The organism is Microcoleus sp. PH2017_08_TRC_O_A (assembly GCF_020738665.1).
Classification (GTDB): Bacteria; Cyanobacteriota; Cyanobacteriia; order Cyanobacteriales; family Microcoleaceae; genus Microcoleus.
Genome location: NZ_JAEQCE010000118.1, coordinates 1 through 18,257, shown reverse-complemented (window position 1 = coordinate 18,257; position 18,257 = coordinate 1). Strand labels below are relative to the sequence as shown.

The following is an 18,257-nucleotide window of genomic DNA, read 5'->3' as shown; positions in this document are numbered from 1 at the left end:
TCCGTTGGTGCCGCACCCTTAGAAGTATTGAAAGAGTATATTAGAAATCAAGAAAAGCCGTCCTAAAAGGACGGGGCTTGTATCCCATTTTCTTGGTCAGTGTTGGCTGCTATGTGATGTAGTAGCTATCGATCGCACCATTCGCGATCGCTGGAGAATTGAGAATCTACTGCACTGGTGTTAAATATCACCTTGAGGAAGAGATGGCGACGATGAATGGGTAGCACTTTATAGGGCATTTTTTGGCCCTTACTGACCATAGGGGCGATCGACAACCAGAAAAAATACAGTAATCCAGAACTATAAATGATACTATAGCCAGCAGTCAAAAATCCTGTAATGTTTGTAGTGGAAATCCCGCTGCGATCGGTATTTCAGCTCCTGGGACACCGCCCCTAAATACTTGCACAAATGATTGAAGCTCGCCATACACCCATACGGTTGGGTTAAGACTGTCATGCAGTCAAAACGATGTAAAAAATAGACTCTGGGATTATTTTCCTAGCCTTTACCGAAGCGATCGCACAAGAGCGTTTGTCTCTTCCGACAACCCCTAGGCGAAGCGTATTGCGTTATACACTACCAATCCCAGATACTGAAAAATTTGGATAATTTTTTATAGTAGAACTTGACAGGACAAACCATATGCGGCATTTTGGGGTGGAATCAGGTGTTTGTGGGAGATTTCCGCGTTCAGGGTTTAAAGGTAAATCTTCAATGAATAAACTAAGGAGAGTATAGAGTGGCAAAGGCACTTGTTACGCTAGCAATAGGCAAGAACTATGAACTCATGTTCGAGAAACATTGTAGGTCTCTATGGCAGCACTATGCTGAAAAATATCAATTTGAAGTTGTTGTTTTGACACAACCGTTAGATAATTCGTCCAAGGCTCAGTCTAGAAATCCATCATGGCAAAAGTGCTTAATTTTGTCAGAACCCAGTCTTCAAAAATACGATCAAGTTGTTTGGGTCGATGCTGATATATTGATTAACCCAAACAGTCCCGATATTACCGAGGGAGTTCCACTAGAGAAGATTGGGGCAGTCGATGATTATGCAACTCCTAGTAGAGCAGATCACGAGATTTGCCTGAAAAGACTTTATGATTTTTGGTCTAAGAATGGTATCGAATACATAGACAACCTTTCTCCTACAGCTTTTTACAAAAGTTTTGGGATAGATGCAGAATTTGAATCCGTTGTACAAGCCGGAGTTATGGTGCTTTCTCCTCGTTATCATCGAGAATTGCTGGAGTATGTTTATCACTCCTATGAAGACAAAGGTTCGGGAGAATGGAACTATGAAATGCGCCCATTGAGCTATGAGATATTGATGCAGGGTATTGAGTGCTGGATTTCTCCAAAATTCAATATGCCTTGGCCTTTAATCCAGCAATTTCTGTACCCCTTTCTAAGTTCGAGAGACAACATAGTACAAAAGGGATTACAAAAAATTGGTTTAAATCCTAAGGCTTCACTAATTTCTAAATGTGTAACAACAGCATTTTTCAATAACTATTTCCTTCATTTTGCTGGAGGAACTACTGGTGACATGAAATATGTTGATACAAAAGTCACTTCAATATTTGACCTTTGATCGAGCTTTCAGAAGTTATATAGCAATTCTCAAGTGAGTCAGGTACAGATTGGCAATTGACAAAAAGTAAGACAACTGGCGAGAAACTCACGAAACTCGATCGCAGTCATACCTCATCACGCCCAGAAAAGCTACATTCAATACACCAGTCAATTCAACTGGTAGGGTGTCCAAGAGCTTGATTCTTTCCTGTTTTTCGCTTGGCACCCTACCCATGTGTGTATTAACTATTTCCTGCTGGTATGCGTATCGTGAAAATAGACCCTTTGCCCTCTTCGCTTTCTACCAAAATCTCGCCGCCCATCATCTGACAGTAGTGGCGGCTAATTGTCAGCCCCAATCCAGTCCCACCGTACTGGCGCGCCGCCGAAGAATCAGCTTGCGCGAAGGCTTCAAACAATTTTTGCTGTTGTTGGGGAGACATTCCAATGCCGGTATCTTTAACTCGAAAGCAAATCCAATCCGATGCTTGAACATTCGCAACTGGACAAGCAATCAAACTCGATTTCGCCTCGCCCGCAACCATTAAATTTTCAACACCCGACAGATGCGCTACATTCGATTCTCCGGTTCCCTCAACACGGCTGACGCTGACTTTCACTATCCCATTTTTGGTGAACTTAGCAGCATTGTTCAGCAGGTGCAGCAGGACTTTTCGCACTTTTGCTAAATCTGCGTGCATAGTGCCAACAGTTTGACTGTCACACTCTATTTCTAAAACATTGCCATTCTGTTGTAAAGACAATTTTACCGCCATTGACATGTGATCGAGCAGGGATTCGATGTCAAACTCTTCGATGTCGAGGTTCATTCCCCCCGCTTGAATTTTTGACAAATCGAGGATGTCGTTAACCAAAGATAGCAGGTGCGTGCCTGCATTCTGAATCTTGTCTAAGTCGGTAACAAAATCTTTGTACCCGGAATCTCTGGCATCTTCTAAAAGTAGTTGACTGTAGCCGATAATCGCATTTAAAGGCGTCCGCAACTCGTGACTCATATTGGCTAAAAAGTGGCTTTTAGCAGTGGTAGCCACTAAAGCATCTTCCTTAGCTTGTGCCAATTCTTTTGTATGTTCGGAAACTCGCTCGATCAGGTGATTGAGAGATACAGCTAACGAGCTTATTTCGTCTTGTCCGCTGACGGGGGCTCGCAAATCAAAATTCGACTCGGCGGCGACTTGTTGAGCCACCTGAGTGACGCTGACGACTGGTTTGGCGATCGCCCTACTGGTGCGGCAAGCCACTATTCCAGCCAGCCCTACCGACAGCAGCATACTAATCATAATTATGCCCTTTTCGATTCCTTGGGCAGCCTGCATCACTGCACCGCCTTGGCGCTCTTGCTGCTGGGCAATATCGAGGATTTTGCTCAATTCCTGAAGGTGTCCCTCAAGCTGTTTTGCACCTTCTCCGCTTTCTGTGGCCAACAATTTTCGGATCGACTCTATCTTCCGAGGCGACAGTTGCGATTGCTGGACTTGCAGCAAAGTTGAGTTGAGAGTATCGGCGTAGGATTCTAAATTTTCCGTGCAATCTTGGAGTAAAGTTTTGAGAGCTTCCGGCTTGGCTGCGAGCCAAGCTGGTTGGCTTTCGGCAAATTTTTCGATACGCAACCGCAGGTTTTTAGCCTTAACAATACTGTTGATAAACTGCTGTTTTTGCAGTTCCAACTTAGGGGAATTGTCTACAAAAGAATCTAGCTGTGCTCCCTGCAATTGTGCCGCCAGTGCTGCATCTTTAAAGTTACCGATCAATTGTGCTTGTATGTGAGCATCATTGAGTTGTCTCAATCCTTTTTCTTGGTGGTACTCAGCGATTGTGAGTCCGCTCAGCGAGCCAACAAATCCGATTCCTATTGCTAGCAAATACCCGCCACTGATTTTTTTGTCTATGGGCAGACAGCCAAGCTTAAAAGACAAGTTTTTGGTAAGTTTCAAGGAGGGTTGTTTTGCCAGATTGTGGAGCGATGATTGTTTGGGTTCGGTTTCTACAGAAGCAAATTGTGCGGAAATAAAGGGCCACATCCGTTTACCTAAATTGCTATTTTCGGGGTTATTTGTTTGCGGTAATACAGCTTTTTCCTGCTGGCTCAATGGTTGCAAATCTGGATTTGCCTCGCCCTTGCCTTGCCAAGCACCAACCGATAAACCTACTTCGTTGCGTGTTTTTTTGAGCAAATTTGTTTTTGACATATGCAACCGCTGTATTCTGTGAAAATTTACCACGCTCGTAAGTTCTCCAAAGGGAAAAGCTTGTGTGTTTTCCAGTAGACATCTGCGAAAAAGTATCTGAAACTCTTGTCGAGTCAGGGCAGAAGCTTAAATTCGGTTGATGTCTAATAGATAATTAGGCTGTTGATGGCTGTTGCCAAATTACTTTTTCGACTGGTAAAAGTCTCCAGCAGGCAAAAAAAGAAAGATTTATCCCGGCAGTGAATTATTGCCACATGAATTTTTACAGGCAGAAAATTCTGTCTGATGCGTTTTGCCTGTGAGTAGCCCAAAGCTGATATTGTCTCTTGACAATGCACCCGATTCCTCAGCTTTGGGGTGTTGCTACCAGCAATGCGACGATTGCTTGACAGTTTTTGTTGCGTATCCGACTAATACATAGCACAGAATGTCACAAATGCGGCAGCCGATCGCGCTTCTGCACTAAGAGCGATCGACTTTTGGCATCGCAGCCCCGCAAGTCCTGTAAATCGAGTATAACTTTAGGGCTTACGAAAAGAAACCGCGTTTCTACGGTTAACTGTTGCACTTGCGAGTTCTCTCTGTGCCGACAGTTAATTCGATCGCTCCTATTAATAGCTGGTAAAAGTATAGTCATTTATAGACATGGGAGGCTTCAATTCCCTCCCCCTTCACTTTTACTTTGAGCGGATTAACCCGCCTCGGCTGAACTACGCCCACGACGTATCCCATCGCCGAACGCATTTGGGATTGCTTTTCTGAGCCGTTTTCCGGTAAATACAGGTTCTGTTTTTGTTTTTCCGTAAACAGGAATTGGATCTAAGCCCAAGAAATTGGCTTTGGAGGTAAAAGATTCCTCCTGTACGATTACCTTGATTCCAACTAAAAAAGCTTTGTATTCCAGCATCTCAATTAATCGAGCGTGAGGAATGCTGACAAAGTTTTGGTTAGTTTGCTTCCCCATATTGATCTCGGTTTTCCACTGTGCATTCTTGCCAATTACTAGCGTCCCAATTTGTTGTGCGACCAGAATATCGACAATCGTGCGACTTGTATGATGCAAGTAATTGTCTACTTTTTGATTGCGGCAGCGAGTTAAGCGTTGAATGCGTGACGATGTTTGGCGCCTCCCTTTCAATTGGGATTGCAATTGTGCTTTACGCTTGTTATAGAACTGGTTAATCGATTTCAATGGTCGTCCATTAATCAACAGTGGGATCAAACCCGGTTGATTTGAAGTTAACGCCACCAAATTATTCAGTCCTAAATCAATACTAGCTACAAAATTGTTATTTTTAGCGGTGGACTCCGGTTCACTTCGACTACGCTCAGTACAAGCATTGTAAATCACCTCAATTACATAAGAATCGCATTTTGGAACCAACCTAACTTGACAAATCCGGTCAGGATTGACTTTAGTTTTAATTGAAAATTCAGTACCAGAAAGTTTGACAATTCCGTTTCTCAACTGTTTACTGCTAATCGCCTGAATCGTGTAAATAAGGATATTTCGACCTTTAACCTTGTCCTTGTATTTAGGTTAGGTAACTTTGGACGACCCGTAAATTTTAAAGAGTCAGCTTTGTAAGCTTTGACGGCTTCAAAAAACGATTTCCAATTCTGATCTAGCACCATCAATATTTGCTGACTTACTTTAGCAGGCAAAGCCTTGTATGCGACCTGAGACTTCATCAATCGGTTCATCTCGTTGTAATTGACGTAGCCCCATCCATAAATCAAGTTCTGACGAATGACATAATTGGCGGCATTGTACAGATTTTTGGACTTGAATGCTAGTTGGTCAATCTCGACAAAACGAGGTTCCGTTGATTTAATGATATGCCTTTCTGCTAATTGCATTTGAGACTTCCGTTCTTTGGGCTATGCGTATTCCTTGTTAAACACTCTCAACAATATAATACCATTATTGTTTATAATTGCTTATAAACTCAATGAAGTTTTACAATACCAGTTCAAAAAAATAATGCAACGTTAAGCAAGCTTCAAACCCTTAGAAAATAAGTTATTCCCAAATCTAAAATCTAAAATCTAAAATCTAAAATCGGATAACTTCCCATTTCTACCCAAAGCTTCATCGGCCAATTGCACAATCCAGCGATTTGGCCTGGCTTGGGCTCTGGCGGCAAGCACCACGGCCCAAGCTTCCCGTTCTTTGCCCCGGCCCAACAGGGCAGCACAAACAGTCAAAGCTGCTGCTGTTGAACGGCTGATGCCACTTTGACAGCAGACGAGCAATTTGCCGGGGTGCGCCGATATTTGGCGGGCGAAGTCAATAATTTGGAGTACGTCATCAATTGTAGCCAAGACGCGATCGGGGTCGTCAACGGGGGTTTCGAGGTCGTTAAATTCTAACCGCAATCGGTTAGGGACTTTGTGAAAAGTTTTGGGATCTGGTACGCCCGGAGTGCCGATCGAGATTAAGTATTGGAGATTCCGGCCCGCAGGGCGATCGATAATATATTCGGTGGCTTCTGCTTCCGAAGCAATCTGGATTTGCGACAGTTTTTCACCCGAGACATCCGTAGCAGATTCCTGCTCAAAATAAACTGTTTTTACCTCAGCGCCGACATCCGGCAAATATTGGGCGGCGAGGGCGCGAACGTCAGCAAATTGGCGTTTTAAAGCTGCTTCCAGAGCCAAAAGAGCAGCACGAGAGCCAATTTGACCGAGGGATTTAACAGCCTTTTGGCGCACTCCAGAGGTTTCGTCTTCCAGCAGTCGCACCAAACCTGCTACAGCCTCGTCTGTCCCAATCTGCCCCAAAGCATCAGCAACTCTCCACCGCACATAGGATTCGCTGTCGCCTAGGGCGATCGCCAGTCCCGCAGCCACCATTTTTTGCAAGTTAGCATCTCCGGCTATATTGATGTTCCCGAGTGCAACAGCCGCCCTGCCGCGCACGAAAATGTCTCGATCCGAGAGCGATCGCATTACCGCCACCGCAGCCACCTCGCTGCTGATTTCCCCCAAGGCAGAAACTGCACTGCCGCGCACATCTGAGTCCTCGTGGTTGAGGGCTTGCAGCAGCCCGGCCACAGCCGTTTCGGTCCCGATTTGTCCCAAAGCCTCGGCGGCCCTCAAAGAAACGGCATAGGAGTCGGGTTCGTGAAGCAATTCTACTAAGCGGGGTACTGCGTCGCGATCGCCAATTTTCCCCAAAGCCGCCGCCGCCCTAGCACGGACGAGGTGATTTTCGTCTCTGAGGGCATTCAGCAGCCCCGGAACTACCTCAGCCACCCCGATTTTCCCGCAGTTTACGGCGGCCCGCCAGCGCACCTCTGAGTCTTGATGTTTCAAGGCTTTGATCGTGGTGGGGACGGCTATTTTGGGGTTAATTTTACCCAAGGCCCAAACCGCCCAGGCGCGCACTCCGGCGGCTTTGTGGTTGAGGGCTTCGATCAGTGCTGCGGCTGCTGGTTTCGAGTCAATTTCTCCTAGGGCCCAAGCGGCCCAAGCTTGCGCTTGGGAATCGGCAGATTCGAGCACCCGCGCTAATTCAATTACTGCCGCCCTAGAGCCAATGAGGCCGATCGCCCGAATGCAATGAAGGCGCACGGCACGGTCTTTGTGGTTCAATGCTTTGACAAGCATTGGAATTGCCATATCGGAACTTGTTAGTGCCAGCAGTTGAATTTTGAGCGGCAGCGAAGTTTTAATTTTTACGATTAATCTTACTGTTTTTAGTTGAAACTCCGGCTTTACCATTCCTGCTAGCTTCGAGCCGAGTTTTAAATTTACTTTTAGGGCTAATTTTACTGCGCGCAAAGCCTGGCTTTGCTGTTCTACTTGCGGCAATATTGTCGCCAAGGTGTGCATCCCTTGTTTTTGTTTCAAATATTTTTGGTTGAATTCAGCATCGCTGAGCTCTGGTAGCTGTTGGATGAGGGTTGCTACTGAGTTCATTCATTTATCCTCATATTTTGGCGATCGTTTGAGATTGCTCTTTTTAAACTCGGTTTCTTTAAGAAAATACGCCTGCACCTACAAAACTCAACTGATAAAAAAACTTGCACCACTTATAAAATATGTCCGATTAGACTATTTTAACAACTCCCCAAAGATTGATTATCTGTTTTTTGGGCGATCGGCTTAACCATTAGTAGCGCTTGCTGCTTGGCATCGATGCACTGTTTGCTAGACTTGCTCTGCGCTATATCATTTTATACCAAGTTGGCTTGAGATATCGATCGACTCCGTTGAACGCAACAAACCGGAAACAGCCCGATTCCGGGAGAGTGTCAACCGTAGGGCCCATTTTTCAAAGCCTCAGCCAAAGCATTATCGTTATCCCGCAAACCTTCGTAAAAAAACAGCACTTCTCCTGGAACGCCGCGAGCACGGTTGTAAGCAATTACTTGCAACAACAGCTCCGGATTCATGCTATAATTGCCCCCTCGATTCGCCAACAGGATACCGGGAGACACACAGGACACTTGCTCGCAGGTAAGTTGTCGATCGATCAGTCGATCGAGCAATTGTTTGTAACCGTTAAAATCGCGGCGATAAAACTGCGGGTGAAGCATATCAACCAACTTTTTGTCAACCCAAGCTTGAGAATCTTGCAAATATTCTACGAATCCCCAGTCATAGGGGCTCGGCGACATTGACAGCAACAAATCTGGATTAATCGCCTTCAATTCTCGGTGCAAGCGAGCGACAAAATCAGTAATTATATCAGCGCGCCAGTGCAGCCAATGTTGCTCTCTACAATTATGTGGCGCTTCTCTCCCGCACTCTTGGCGGTAGCGTTTAACCGTTTTTTCATCATAACCGCCTTCACAGGGTAGTGCAATGCGATCGTCTCCTTGAACGCCATGTACCGGATAATTCCTCGCAACTTCCAGCATCAACCCCAGCAAAAAATCTTGCACTTCCGGGTCAAGAGAATTCATCCATTCAAACTTATTTTTCTTAAGTAAATTGCCATTACAATCGCGCGCCGCCCATTCCGGTTTCTTCGCCAGCAAATGACCGCCGTTGAGATTGTAAGAACTCACAAATCCGTATTCAAACCAAGGAATAACTTTTAAACCAACTCTATTAGCCTCAACAATTAATTCTCCCAAAGGGTCGCGTCCTTGATAGCGCGCGTCAATTTCAACCCCAAATTGTTCGCGCATTATTTGAGAAGGATAAGCCGTAAAACCCCGGTTCCAAACTACAGGAAATACTGTATTAAATCCCGTATCTGCAAGAAAATTCATTGCCTCAGCAATCCGCTGTTTTGAGGTGAGAACTTTGCAGTCAGTGCTGGGTATCCAAACGCCGCGCATTCCAGTATTGTCGGCCACCAACGAACTCGGCATTGCTGCTGGATTTGGTGATAAAAATTTACCAGCAAATCGCTGTTTTAGATCCGAACCAAATCTGCGAATTGTTGACTGGAAAGAAGGAAAAAATGGCATTAGGTATGTTGTTGCGCTTCAGCGCTCTTACATATACTAAGGAGGCGTGTAAAAATAACTCGATCGAGTGCATTGCTAAACCGTATCTAATTTAAAGGCTTCAATTAAAAAGTTACACAACTTATTTTTACATGATTCCTAAGAGCGCCCAAGCGCAACTACGTACCTTTTAGTGTGCAAGCCATTAGCCGATCGCCTATACAGAAAAAAACGCACTGCTGACGAACCCTAGGGAACTTATATCATCACTCCTCGACCCAACTGGCACTCTGATAGAGGTTCATTTTTAGTTAGGTACGTAGTTGCGCTTCAGCGCTCTTAATACTAAGAGCGCTGAAGCGCAACTACGTACCTTTTGCGTACCTTTTGTCGGTTAATTACCCATAATCAAGCAATAAGGGCGCGGAGGGCGCGCCCCAACATTCTACTATACAGCTACTCCAGACAACTGCTGGCTCAAAGCTGATTTCAAAAGCTCTGCCTTATCAGTTTGCTCCCAAGGTAACTCTAGATCCGTGCGTCCGAAGTGACCGTAAGCCGCTACATCTTGGTAGAAACGACCGCCTCTTTCCGCAGGCAAATTCTGCAAGTTAAAGGTCTGAATGATGCCCGCAGGACGCAGTTCAAAATGCTGCTTCACAACTTCCAAAAGGCGATCGTCATCAACTTTACCAGTGCCAAAAGTTTCGATCATCATGCTAACAGGGCGTGCTACGCCGATCGCATAACTCAACTGCACTTCGCACTTTTCTGCCAAACCGGCCGCCACAATATTTTTAGCAACATAGCGACAAGCATAGGCCGCGCTGCGGTCTACCTTCGTGGGGTCTTTCCCTGAAAAAGCACCGCCACCGTGACGGGAATAGCCGCCGTAGGTATCCACAATAATTTTGCGGCCAGTCAAACCCGAATCTCCTTGAGGCCCGCCGACGACAAATTTGCCAGTGGGGTTGACAAGGAAGCGAGTTTCTGCATCCGGCTTGATGCTAATATCGGCAAACACGGGTTGGACAACAGCAGTCCAAAGATCTGCTTTAATCTTGGCTTGAACCGCGGCTGTTTCGGTGATATCGTCGATCGCCTCAGTGTGCTGGGTAGAAATTAAGATCGTATCAATACCAACAGGTTTCCCGTCTTCGTAAGTTACGGTAACTTGGCTTTTACCGTCCGGACGCAGGTAAGGCAATTGACCTGTTTTGCGGACTGCGGCCAGTTGACGGCAAATCCGGTGCGCTAAACTAATCGGTAAAGGCATCAATTCCGGCGTTTCGTTGCAAGCAAAACCGAACATCAAGCCTTGGTCGCCAGCGCCGATCGCATCCAACTCCTCTTCACTGGACTGTTCGCGACTTTCGTGGGCTGTATTCACCCCTTGAGCAATATCGGGAGATTGAGAGTCCAAAGCCACCAAAACCGAGCAGCTATTGGCAGAAAATCCGTTATCAGCGTGGATGTAGCCAATATCGGCTATTTTTTTCCGCGCCAATTCTATGTAATTTACCTGAGCTTTGGTGGTAATTTCGCCCGTCAGCAGCATCAAACCCGTGTTGACGACAACTTCGGCTGCGACGCGACTTTTAGGGTCTTCGGTCAGCAAGGCATCTAAGATAGTGTCTGAAATTTGATCGCAGATTTTATCGGGATGGCCTTCAGTGACCGATTCAGAGGTAAACAGGTAGCGGCGTGACAATGATTATTTCTCCTATTCGTGCGAATCTGCTTGACATTGGCGACAGACGACTGACTTTTCAGGTAGAGGCGCAGAATCATCGCGTCTCGGTCGCCAGAAAATTTGTGTCGGTCTGGTGCGAGTTTAGGCAGGGTTTGAGATTAGCTAAAGTGACACTACTATAGCAAAGTCAGTTCCGGGAAGTGCTGAAAAACTTACATTTTGTCGGATTGTCAATAAGTCTTTGACACCGATCCTCTGCCCCCCTAATCTGACAAAGGTAAGATACAGTCAGGGTATCGCCTCGCGGATGCACTATGGCAGGAATCCCAAAATCACCAAATTTAATCCAAACGGTTGCAGACCTAGAATTTCCTGGGGGCCCAATACCGCTTGACTCTCGATTTTATATCGATCGATCGCCCGTCGAAGCCCGAGCTTGTGCAGAAATTAGCAAGCCAGGGAGTCTGATTCGGATTAAAGCTCCCAGAAAAATGGGCAAAAGTTCGCTGATGCTGCGGATAATTCAAGCTGCGGTCGATCGCGGATACCGCACAGTCACTGTAGACTTTCAGCAAGCTGACGAAGCAGTTTTTGCTACCTTAGATAAATTTTTGCGCTGGCTGTGTGTCAATGTCGCTCGCCAACTCAAACTCGAACCAAATCTCGATGAAATTTGGGATGAAGATATGGGCAGCAAAGTAAGCTGCTCTCTTTACTTTGAGAACTATTTGCTCGAACAAATTGACAGTCCCCTAGTCTTGGTACTCAACGAAGTCAACCGAGTATTTGAACGCGCCAATATCGCTCAAGAATTCCTGCCGCTGCTCCGTTTTTGGTACGAACAAGCGCGACAGAGCGAAACCTGGGAAAAACTGCGAATCGCGGTCATTCACTCGACAGAAATTTATATTGCTTTGAGTCTCAATCAATCTCCATTCAATGTAGGGCTGCCGATTAAACTCTCAGAATTTAGTGCCGAACAAGTCCAAGAGTTGGCGCGCCGCCACGGACTGAACTGGAACGACAGCTATCCCGTCGAGCAATTAATGCAAATGGTAGGCGGTCATCCTTATTTAGTGCATTTAGCGCTTTATCACCTGGCAATTTTACAGCAAAACCGCCTGTCGGTTGGGGAGAATGAGTCTGGGGAGGAGCTGGGGCGAGCCGAGTTGGAAGAACTATTAAAAGCAGCTCCTACTCAAAGCGGAATTTATAGCGACTACTTGCGGAATCAGTCGATCGCCATTCAGCAGCAGCCAGAACTCGCCTGGGCATTCCAACAGGTTCTTGATGTTAAAAATAGCATTCACCTCGAACCTTTAATGGCCTATCAGTTAGATAGCATGGGACTTGTCAAATTAGCGGGCAATAACTGTAGTTTATCTTGCGAATTATATCGGCTGTATTTTCAAGAGCAAAATTTATGCGAGGACGGTTTCTCGGCTGTAGGTTTTGAGGAGTTGCAGCAAGAAAATGAAAGACTGCTAGCTTTGGTTAATGTGGACGAACTTACCCAAATTGGCAACAGACGACATTTTGACAGTTGCTTGCGAGCGGAATGGAAACATAATGCTCGCGATGAGTCTCCGATATCTTTAATTTTGTGCGACATCGATTATTTCAAAATTTATAACGATACCTACGGACATCAAGCTGGAGATAGTTGTTTGCGATCGGTAGCTCAGGCAATTCGCCGATCGCTCCAGCGTCCTGCTGATGTAGCTGCTCGCTACGGCGGTGAGGAATTTGCGATCGTTTTACCTCAAACAGATGCAGCGGGCGCTCTGCTGGTTGCCGAACGCATTAGAGCGAAAGTTAAAGCTTTGAATATTGTTTTTAACCCGGAGAGTGTTGAATGTTTGCCTAATTCTGTGGTGACAATTAGTTTGGGAATTGCTAGCGTTGTTCCCGGCCCGGAAAATGATGCAGCAACGCTGGTACTGGCGGCTGATGAGGCTCTTTATGACTCAAAAAGGCACGGGCGCGATCGGATCACTATGAGCACGCTGTTAAATTTTCGATTTGCTGCTGTTAATTAGGATTCAGATCCTGTCAGCCCAAACCCGATAATAAACAAAGGTTCGTAGTGAGGACTTTAGTCCGCATCCGGTTCGTAGTGAGGACTTTAGTCCGCATCCGGTTCGTAGTGAGGACTTTAGTCCGCATCCGGTTCGTAGTGAGGACTTGCATTCCGAACGATAGAACCTATATTGCGGTAGTTAGAGCGGGCATCAGATTAATAGCGCGGCACAGTGCGATCGACCAATATTGAGTAAGCATCGATGCCACCAACGATATTTTTAACGTTGTTAAAGCCTCGATCGCTCAACCAGTGACACATTTGAGCCGATCGCACTCCGTGGTGGCACAGCACCAGGGTTTCTGTGTCGCGATTTAGTCGATCGTCAATATCACCACACCATTGGGCAAACTCGCTCAGCGGAAAAGCCACAAATCCCGGCAGCGCTGCGAGTTCAATTTCGTAAGGTTCGCGCACGTCTACAAGCTGCAATTTATCAGCATTGGTTTCTGCTAATTTGCAACCTAATTCTTCGACTGTAATTTGACCAAAAACTTCTGACATTTGATTATAACAAAGAAGGAAGAAGGAAGAAGGAAGAAGGAAGAAGGGAGAAGGTACGTAGTTGCGCTTCAGCGCTCTTTGTTTATATAAACAAGAGCGAAGAATTACAAACAGTCCTGGAAGTAATTGTCACATCAAAGGTATGTAGTTGCGCTTCAGCGCTCTTTGTTATATATAAGACAAGAGCGAAGAATTACAAACAGTCCTGGAAGTAATTGTCACATCAAAGGTATGTAGTTGCGCTTCAGCGCTCTTCGTTATATATAAGATAAGAGCGCTGAAGCGCAACTACGTACCTAATTACCATTTCCCAACTACCCATAACTAATTAATTGAGTCGCGAAGGCGGTGGAATTAGCTCCGTAGGAGGTGTCGGTGCAGGACGCCCGTCCAACTGACTCACTGTGCCCCTGGGATCGAGACAAGTGGCAACTAACCTGTCCGTGGGAAAGTCGAGCCTGCCGCTCAACCCGACTACGCATTCAGCAAATAGTTCTGGCAATAAACTGCGGCGGCACCCATCAAGAACTAACAGGGCAGCAGCAGGTTGAGTTTTAGTTTTGCTATTAATATTCACCACGCAAGTAGTTAATTCGTCGGGGCGCCTCACCCGCCGACAACTAGAGAGCGCTTCGAGACCAGAAATATTGGTTTTGCGGCTGATTTGGAGGGCGCATCTGGATATGTCGCGGGGGTGGAGCGCGTCGGCACAAGCTGCTGCTGCTTCCTCGGCACCGATTCCCGCTTCGATTAGTTCCTTAGCGCAGACGCGATAGGGATTTTGAGTTCGGGGGAATCTCAGGGTGATGGCTGATGCTGGCGAGATTGGCAGTGCTGCTGTCAACAAACTCAGCGCGACTAAGGGAGTGCCGAGAGCCAACATCCAGCGCGGTGCTGGCTTTGGGGAAGCAGTGCGGAAAAAATTGGGGTTTTGCATGGCAGCTCGGTTTGTGAGTTTTTTGGGCTGGTTGGGTCGATCGCTCGATCGGCTTTTACTTCAAAATTTACCGCACATTACGGATGGCTGCGGTCGATCGATTTTTTTTATCGATTTTTGTTAGAATTTTCACCCTTATCAACATATAATATAGAGTCTGCATAAAATTGCATACAGAGATTAGAGAGGAAAATAAATGTCTCGATATCGAGGCCCCCGATTAAGAATCGTCCGTCGCCTGAAAGAGTTGCCGGGTCTAACCCGCAAAACTCCCAGACGGGATTATCCGCCTGGGCAGCACGGTCAAAACCGCAAAAAGCTCTCTGAGTACGCGGTTCGCTTACAAGAAAAGCAAAAACTACGTTTCAATTACGGTGTGACGGAACGCCAATTGCTCCGTTATGTCCGCAAAGCCCGCCGTGTGACGGGTTCCACAGGTCAAGTGTTACTGCAATTTTTGGAAATGCGCTTGGACAATACTGTGTTTCGGATGGGAATGGCTCCAACCATTCCGTCCGCTAGACAATTGGTAAATCACGGTCACATTACTGTGAACGATCGTGAAGTCAACATCGCTAGCTATCAGTGCAAGCCTGGTGAAGTGATTGCAGTCAAAAATAGAGAACGCTCTCGCACAATGGTTGAAGCTAATCTCAAAGACCCAGGCTTGGCTCACTTGCCCAGTCACTTGGAATTTGACAAGCAAAAACTGGTTGGCAAAGTTAACGGCGTTGTCGAACGTGAGTGGATTGCTCTTCAGATTAATGAACTGCTAGTGGTTGAATACTACTCGCGTCAAGCTTAATTTATTAGTCATGTTTTGCGAGCGTCCCCGCTCGCGAACCTCCAACGTCATCAGTTAGTTGCTAGCAAAAAATTAATAATTGGGTTCGTCTCTAGTTATTAGTTAATTGTTACTGAATACTGAGGGCTAAGGACTGAGGACTAATTTTTTACGAATAAACGGCTATGCTGAAGGCTGAAAAAAGCTTTGTAACGGTCAATAATTAACTTTTAAAAGTTAATTATTGGCCGTTATATTATTTATGTCCGGTCAATCGATTTTAGATTTTAGATTTTAGATTTTAGAGGCGACCCCACCGATAAATTCGGGGGAAGAGAGGATTTTCGATTTTCGATTTGGGATTGATTCCACGGATAAATCACGTGGCGGGTACCACATGCAGAAATTCGCTTGTCAATGCCCGGAATCTGTAACGGTTTGTAGTAAGGACTTTAGTCCTAATAATGATGCGGACTAAAGTCCGAACGATCAAACCAGTTAGTCGTAATAATGATGCGGACTAAAGTCCTCACTACAAACTGGTTAGTTATAGTAATGATGCGGGCTGAAGTCCGAACGATCAAACCGGACGATCGTTCTCGGAGGACATTATATTAATCGTTGAATTTGAACCGTAGAAAAGTTGGGACGATCGCCCTTAGCGACAAACTACGCGGTTCTCGAACCAAAATTAAAGGCAGCAAGCCCACCAGCCTCACAGCAGCCGAAAGGGCAAACAGTGCGCCCAAACTCATGCCCGGAAGTTCGGCAAGAAAGCCGCCGGCGGTAGTTCCCAAAGCCCCAGTTACTCCCGAAACTGCTGCGGCGATCGCAAAATAAGTCGATGGTTGTTCGATCGGCGCTATCTCCATTTGAATATTGTTCGTACACAGCCCGATCGCCCCTATAGTCGTTCCCCCGAGCAAGTGCAGCAGCGGCAACCACACCCACACCGCAAACGGGTAATTGCCCGTACCCAACCACAGCAAAGGCGTCACCGCTACCACCAGCCCCACCGCAATTAGCAAGGGGCGATTTCCCCAGCGATCGGCCAACTTGCCCCAAAACATCAACAGCAGCAGGTTTGCCCCGGAACTCAAGCTGTTGTAAACCGTTACCAAACTGACATCCAAGCTTAAATCTTTTAGCAGGTAGATATTAAAAAAAGGCGCGCTGAGATTAACTGCAAACGTCCACACGCTAAAGTAAATCAGAAACATTAAAAAATTAGAATTTTTCAGCACCGAAGGCACAAAATCTGTTATAATTTTTTCTTTTTTGTCGGGAACTCGATCGCTCTCTGCATCTTTTGGGTATGCCTGCGGGTTCACATCCACCATGAAGAATTGATACCCCAAACTAATCATTCCCGCCACAACACCCAAAAATAAAACCACACCGTAGCCCAAAATTGGATCTGCGCCCCAAGTTGACATCAACAGTCCCATCAGTGGCACTCCTAGCAAAGTAACTAAGCTAGTAGCACTGTTGCGAAATCCAAAATAGCGTCCCCGCAAACGGTGAGGAACCACCGCAGCCATCCAACTAAACCAATTAGAAGTAGCAAAAGCTGCCAGCACGCTAGCGGCGATGACAGTGACCAGAGTCCACTGGAGCAATTGTTGGGGATCTGCGTGCTGTCGGCCCCAAACAATTGCGATGACGAGCACTAGCCACAGCAGCCGCGACACGCCGAATATTCCTAGGTTGTACCAGTGGCGGCTGGTTGTGCGATCGGCGATGTATGCTCCTAATGGTTGCAGGAGATTTACCAGCATCGGAATAGCAGATAATATACCTATTTCCACGCTGCTCGCGCCGACTTGCAGCAAGAAGTTGCTCAGCAGCAGACCGGTAGTCGCCGACTCGAAGACAGCGGCAAAAACTCCCTCTATAGTTGAGGCTTTGAGGGTGGCTCGAATGTCTTGTTTAGAAATTTTGAGAGCTGTTTTTGGAGGTAGAACGAGCGGAGATATTGTCTTTTCTAGTATTTCAGGAGTCTGAAGACAGAGAGGTTCATTTAACTCTGCAACTGGTTCAACCATAGTCATAGGATTTTAGATTTTAGATTTTAGATTTTAGATTTTAGAATTGCAAAATCCTTGCTTTGTTAAGGTTTTGGGCTTGATTGGGATTAAATTATTTTGATACCAGAAAGAATTGGTTGAAAGCGCCAAGCGCGATCGGGAGAAATTAAAATCAGACGATTCATTACTCCAATCCTCATCCTTCCAGGTAGAGGTCGCTCTCAAACTGTCAACTGTCAACTGTCAACTGTCAACTGAAGCCCTGGCGTCCAGACAATTTAATCTTTCTGCTGGGAATTGCTGAGTTCACGTAGTAAGATAAAGCCAGCCGCGCTTTCAAGATGTTAGCTTGAAAGCTAGACTGGCACTTCCGGGTAATTGTTATGAATATAGATGACAATCGATCCCTGGGACATCAACCGGTTGGAAGATATAATTTTGCAAATTGTAAAAAAGTAGGTTTTACCGCTTCACAAGGAAGCGATCGCAACATTTTGTCTGTCAAAAATTGCTCGAATTCCCCCTCGAACAAGTCGCCCCAAGGGCCAAAACAAGTTTCGCGCGAGATCCTCCACTCGGCTCTCAAACCTATATAGGTGGCTAAATCTATAGAATCAAAGACGATCGACTTGCCGAGTATAGCTGCTAACTCCAGCCCTCGGGCCAGCACGGCTATTCCATCTGGGGCGACAACATCCACTTGCTGCATATCCACAACAACTCTCAGAGCGGCCATTTCCAAAGCTTGCTCCAAATTAATTTGGAAATCTAGGACAGCGATGCCACCGAGACAGCCCTTGGGTTGCAAAACAATGGTGTGGGATGCGGTGGTTTCGGGAGCGAGTTGAGCCGTTAAATCCGAAACAAATGACGGCATGATGGTAGTGGCGGTCATTATCTCTGTTCCCCCTCGGAGGCGATCGCCATAGCTGTACTCAGCACGGGGTTTGAAACTGTAACTTAATTTATGGACAAAGCTACCCATCCTTGACTATTTGGGTAGCTTTGTCCGCAACTCGGGCGATCGCACGAGACTATT

General features: G+C 46.2%; 13 protein-coding genes and 1 pseudogene. 4 read left to right on the top strand and 10 right to left on the bottom strand.

What is annotated here, in order from left to right; translation table 11 throughout:
* The first annotated feature begins 742 nt into the window (after positions 1–742).
* Entirely contained in the window at positions 743–1,597 is an 855-nt protein-coding gene (locus tag JGK22_RS29695) for a hypothetical protein (RefSeq protein ID WP_293193417.1), read from the top strand.
* Positions 1,598–1,820: 223 nt separating this feature from the next.
* Here the strand turns inward: JGK22_RS29695 and JGK22_RS29690 are convergent, their stop codons facing one another.
* The 6 genes and pseudogenes from JGK22_RS29690 to metK form a co-directional block, all read right to left on the bottom strand.
* The gene (locus tag JGK22_RS29690; protein WP_293186134.1) at positions 1,821–3,788 is read right to left on the bottom strand and encodes a HAMP domain-containing sensor histidine kinase; all 1,968 of its coding nucleotides are present in this window, start codon (positions 3,786–3,788) and stop codon (positions 1,821–1,823) included.
* A gap of 430 nt (positions 3,789–4,218) precedes the next feature.
* A complete protein-coding gene (locus JGK22_RS29685; RefSeq protein WP_293199232.1) occupies positions 4,219–4,425 on the bottom strand; it encodes a hypothetical protein in 207 nt (68 codons plus the stop codon).
* A pseudogene (locus JGK22_RS33365) lies at positions 4,422–5,648 on the bottom strand (transposase). Before JGK22_RS33365 ends, JGK22_RS29685 begins: the two are co-directional and overlap by 4 nt.
* 189 nt (positions 5,649–5,837) lie before the next feature.
* Complete coding sequence (locus JGK22_RS29670; RefSeq protein WP_293186130.1) at positions 5,838–7,712, bottom strand: HEAT repeat domain-containing protein; 1,875 nt, start codon at positions 7,710–7,712, stop codon at positions 5,838–5,840.
* A gap of 335 nt (positions 7,713–8,047) precedes the next feature.
* Positions 8,048–9,214: a family 10 glycosylhydrolase gene (locus tag JGK22_RS29665; RefSeq protein ID WP_293186128.1), complete on the bottom strand. Its 1,167-nt coding sequence runs from the start codon at positions 9,212–9,214 to the stop codon at positions 8,048–8,050.
* Between the two features lie 427 nt (positions 9,215–9,641).
* Complete coding sequence (gene metK / locus JGK22_RS29660) at positions 9,642–10,904, bottom strand: methionine adenosyltransferase (RefSeq protein ID WP_293186127.1); 1,263 nt, start codon at positions 10,902–10,904, stop codon at positions 9,642–9,644.
* A gap of 296 nt (positions 10,905–11,200) precedes the next feature.
* Here metK and JGK22_RS29655 point away from each other — a divergent pair, with 296 nt between their 5' ends.
* Positions 11,201–12,925, top strand: coding sequence for an AAA-like domain-containing protein (locus JGK22_RS29655; RefSeq protein WP_293186126.1), 1,725 nt, complete (start codon positions 11,201–11,203; stop codon positions 12,923–12,925).
* Positions 12,926–13,122: 197 nt separating this feature from the next.
* Here JGK22_RS29655 and JGK22_RS29650 read toward each other — a convergent pair whose 3' ends face one another.
* Complete coding sequence (locus tag JGK22_RS29650) at positions 13,123–13,470, bottom strand: rhodanese-like domain-containing protein (protein ID WP_293186125.1); 348 nt, start codon at positions 13,468–13,470, stop codon at positions 13,123–13,125.
* 328 nt (positions 13,471–13,798) lie between these two features.
* The gene (locus tag JGK22_RS29645; RefSeq protein ID WP_293208688.1) at positions 13,799–14,407 is read right to left on the bottom strand and encodes a hypothetical protein; all 609 of its coding nucleotides are present in this window, start codon (positions 14,405–14,407) and stop codon (positions 13,799–13,801) included.
* On the opposite strand from JGK22_RS29645, the gene JGK22_RS29640 reads away from it, so the two are divergent.
* Together JGK22_RS29640 and rpsD are read left to right on the top strand one after the other, a co-directional pair.
* Complete coding sequence (locus tag JGK22_RS29640; protein ID WP_293186122.1) at positions 14,406–14,531, top strand: hypothetical protein; 126 nt, start codon at positions 14,406–14,408, stop codon at positions 14,529–14,531. The two genes, JGK22_RS29645 and JGK22_RS29640, sit on opposite strands and share 2 nt — an antisense overlap.
* A 72-nt stretch (positions 14,532–14,603) precedes the next feature.
* Entirely contained in the window at positions 14,604–15,212 is a 609-nt protein-coding gene (rpsD, locus tag JGK22_RS29635) for a 30S ribosomal protein S4 (RefSeq protein WP_293208686.1), read from the top strand.
* 593 nt (positions 15,213–15,805) lie between these two features.
* Here the strand turns inward: rpsD and JGK22_RS29630 are convergent.
* Together JGK22_RS29630 and JGK22_RS29625 are read right to left on the bottom strand one after the other, a co-directional pair.
* A complete protein-coding gene (locus JGK22_RS29630) occupies positions 15,806–17,236 on the bottom strand; it encodes an MFS transporter (protein WP_293199220.1) in 1,431 nt (476 codons plus the stop codon).
* 397 nt (positions 17,237–17,633) lie between these two features.
* Positions 17,634–18,203, bottom strand: a complete 570-nt coding sequence (locus JGK22_RS29625) for a hypothetical protein (RefSeq protein ID WP_293199217.1) — start codon at positions 18,201–18,203, stop codon at positions 17,634–17,636.
* Between the last annotated feature and the right edge of the window lie 54 nt (positions 18,204–18,257).

Coding starts and splice junctions, on each gene's coding strand:
- JGK22_RS29690 (WP_293186134.1), bottom strand. CDS start 3,788: ATGTCAAAAACAAATTTGCTCAAAAAAACACGCAACGAAGTAGGTTTA.
- JGK22_RS29685 (WP_293199232.1), bottom strand. CDS start 4,425: ATGACTATACTTTTACCAGCTATTAATAGGAGCGATCGAATTAACTGT.
- JGK22_RS29670 (WP_293186130.1), bottom strand. CDS start 7,712: ATGAACTCAGTAGCAACCCTCATCCAACAGCTACCAGAGCTCAGCGAT.
- JGK22_RS29665 (WP_293186128.1), bottom strand. CDS start 9,214: ATGCCATTTTTTCCTTCTTTCCAGTCAACAATTCGCAGATTTGGTTCG.
- JGK22_RS29655 (WP_293186126.1), top strand. CDS start 11,201: ATGGCAGGAATCCCAAAATCACCAAATTTAATCCAAACGGTTGCAGAC.
- JGK22_RS29650 (WP_293186125.1), bottom strand. CDS start 13,470: ATGTCAGAAGTTTTTGGTCAAATTACAGTCGAAGAATTAGGTTGCAAA.
- JGK22_RS29640 (WP_293186122.1), top strand. CDS start 14,406: ATGGCAGCTCGGTTTGTGAGTTTTTTGGGCTGGTTGGGTCGATCGCTC.
- JGK22_RS29645 (WP_293208688.1), bottom strand. CDS start 14,407: ATGCAAAACCCCAATTTTTTCCGCACTGCTTCCCCAAAGCCAGCACCG.
- rpsD (WP_293208686.1), top strand. CDS start 14,604: ATGTCTCGATATCGAGGCCCCCGATTAAGAATCGTCCGTCGCCTGAAA.
- JGK22_RS29630 (WP_293199220.1), bottom strand. CDS start 17,236: ATGGTTGAACCAGTTGCAGAGTTAAATGAACCTCTCTGTCTTCAGACT.
- JGK22_RS29625 (WP_293199217.1), bottom strand. CDS start 18,203: ATGGGTAGCTTTGTCCATAAATTAAGTTACAGTTTCAAACCCCGTGCT.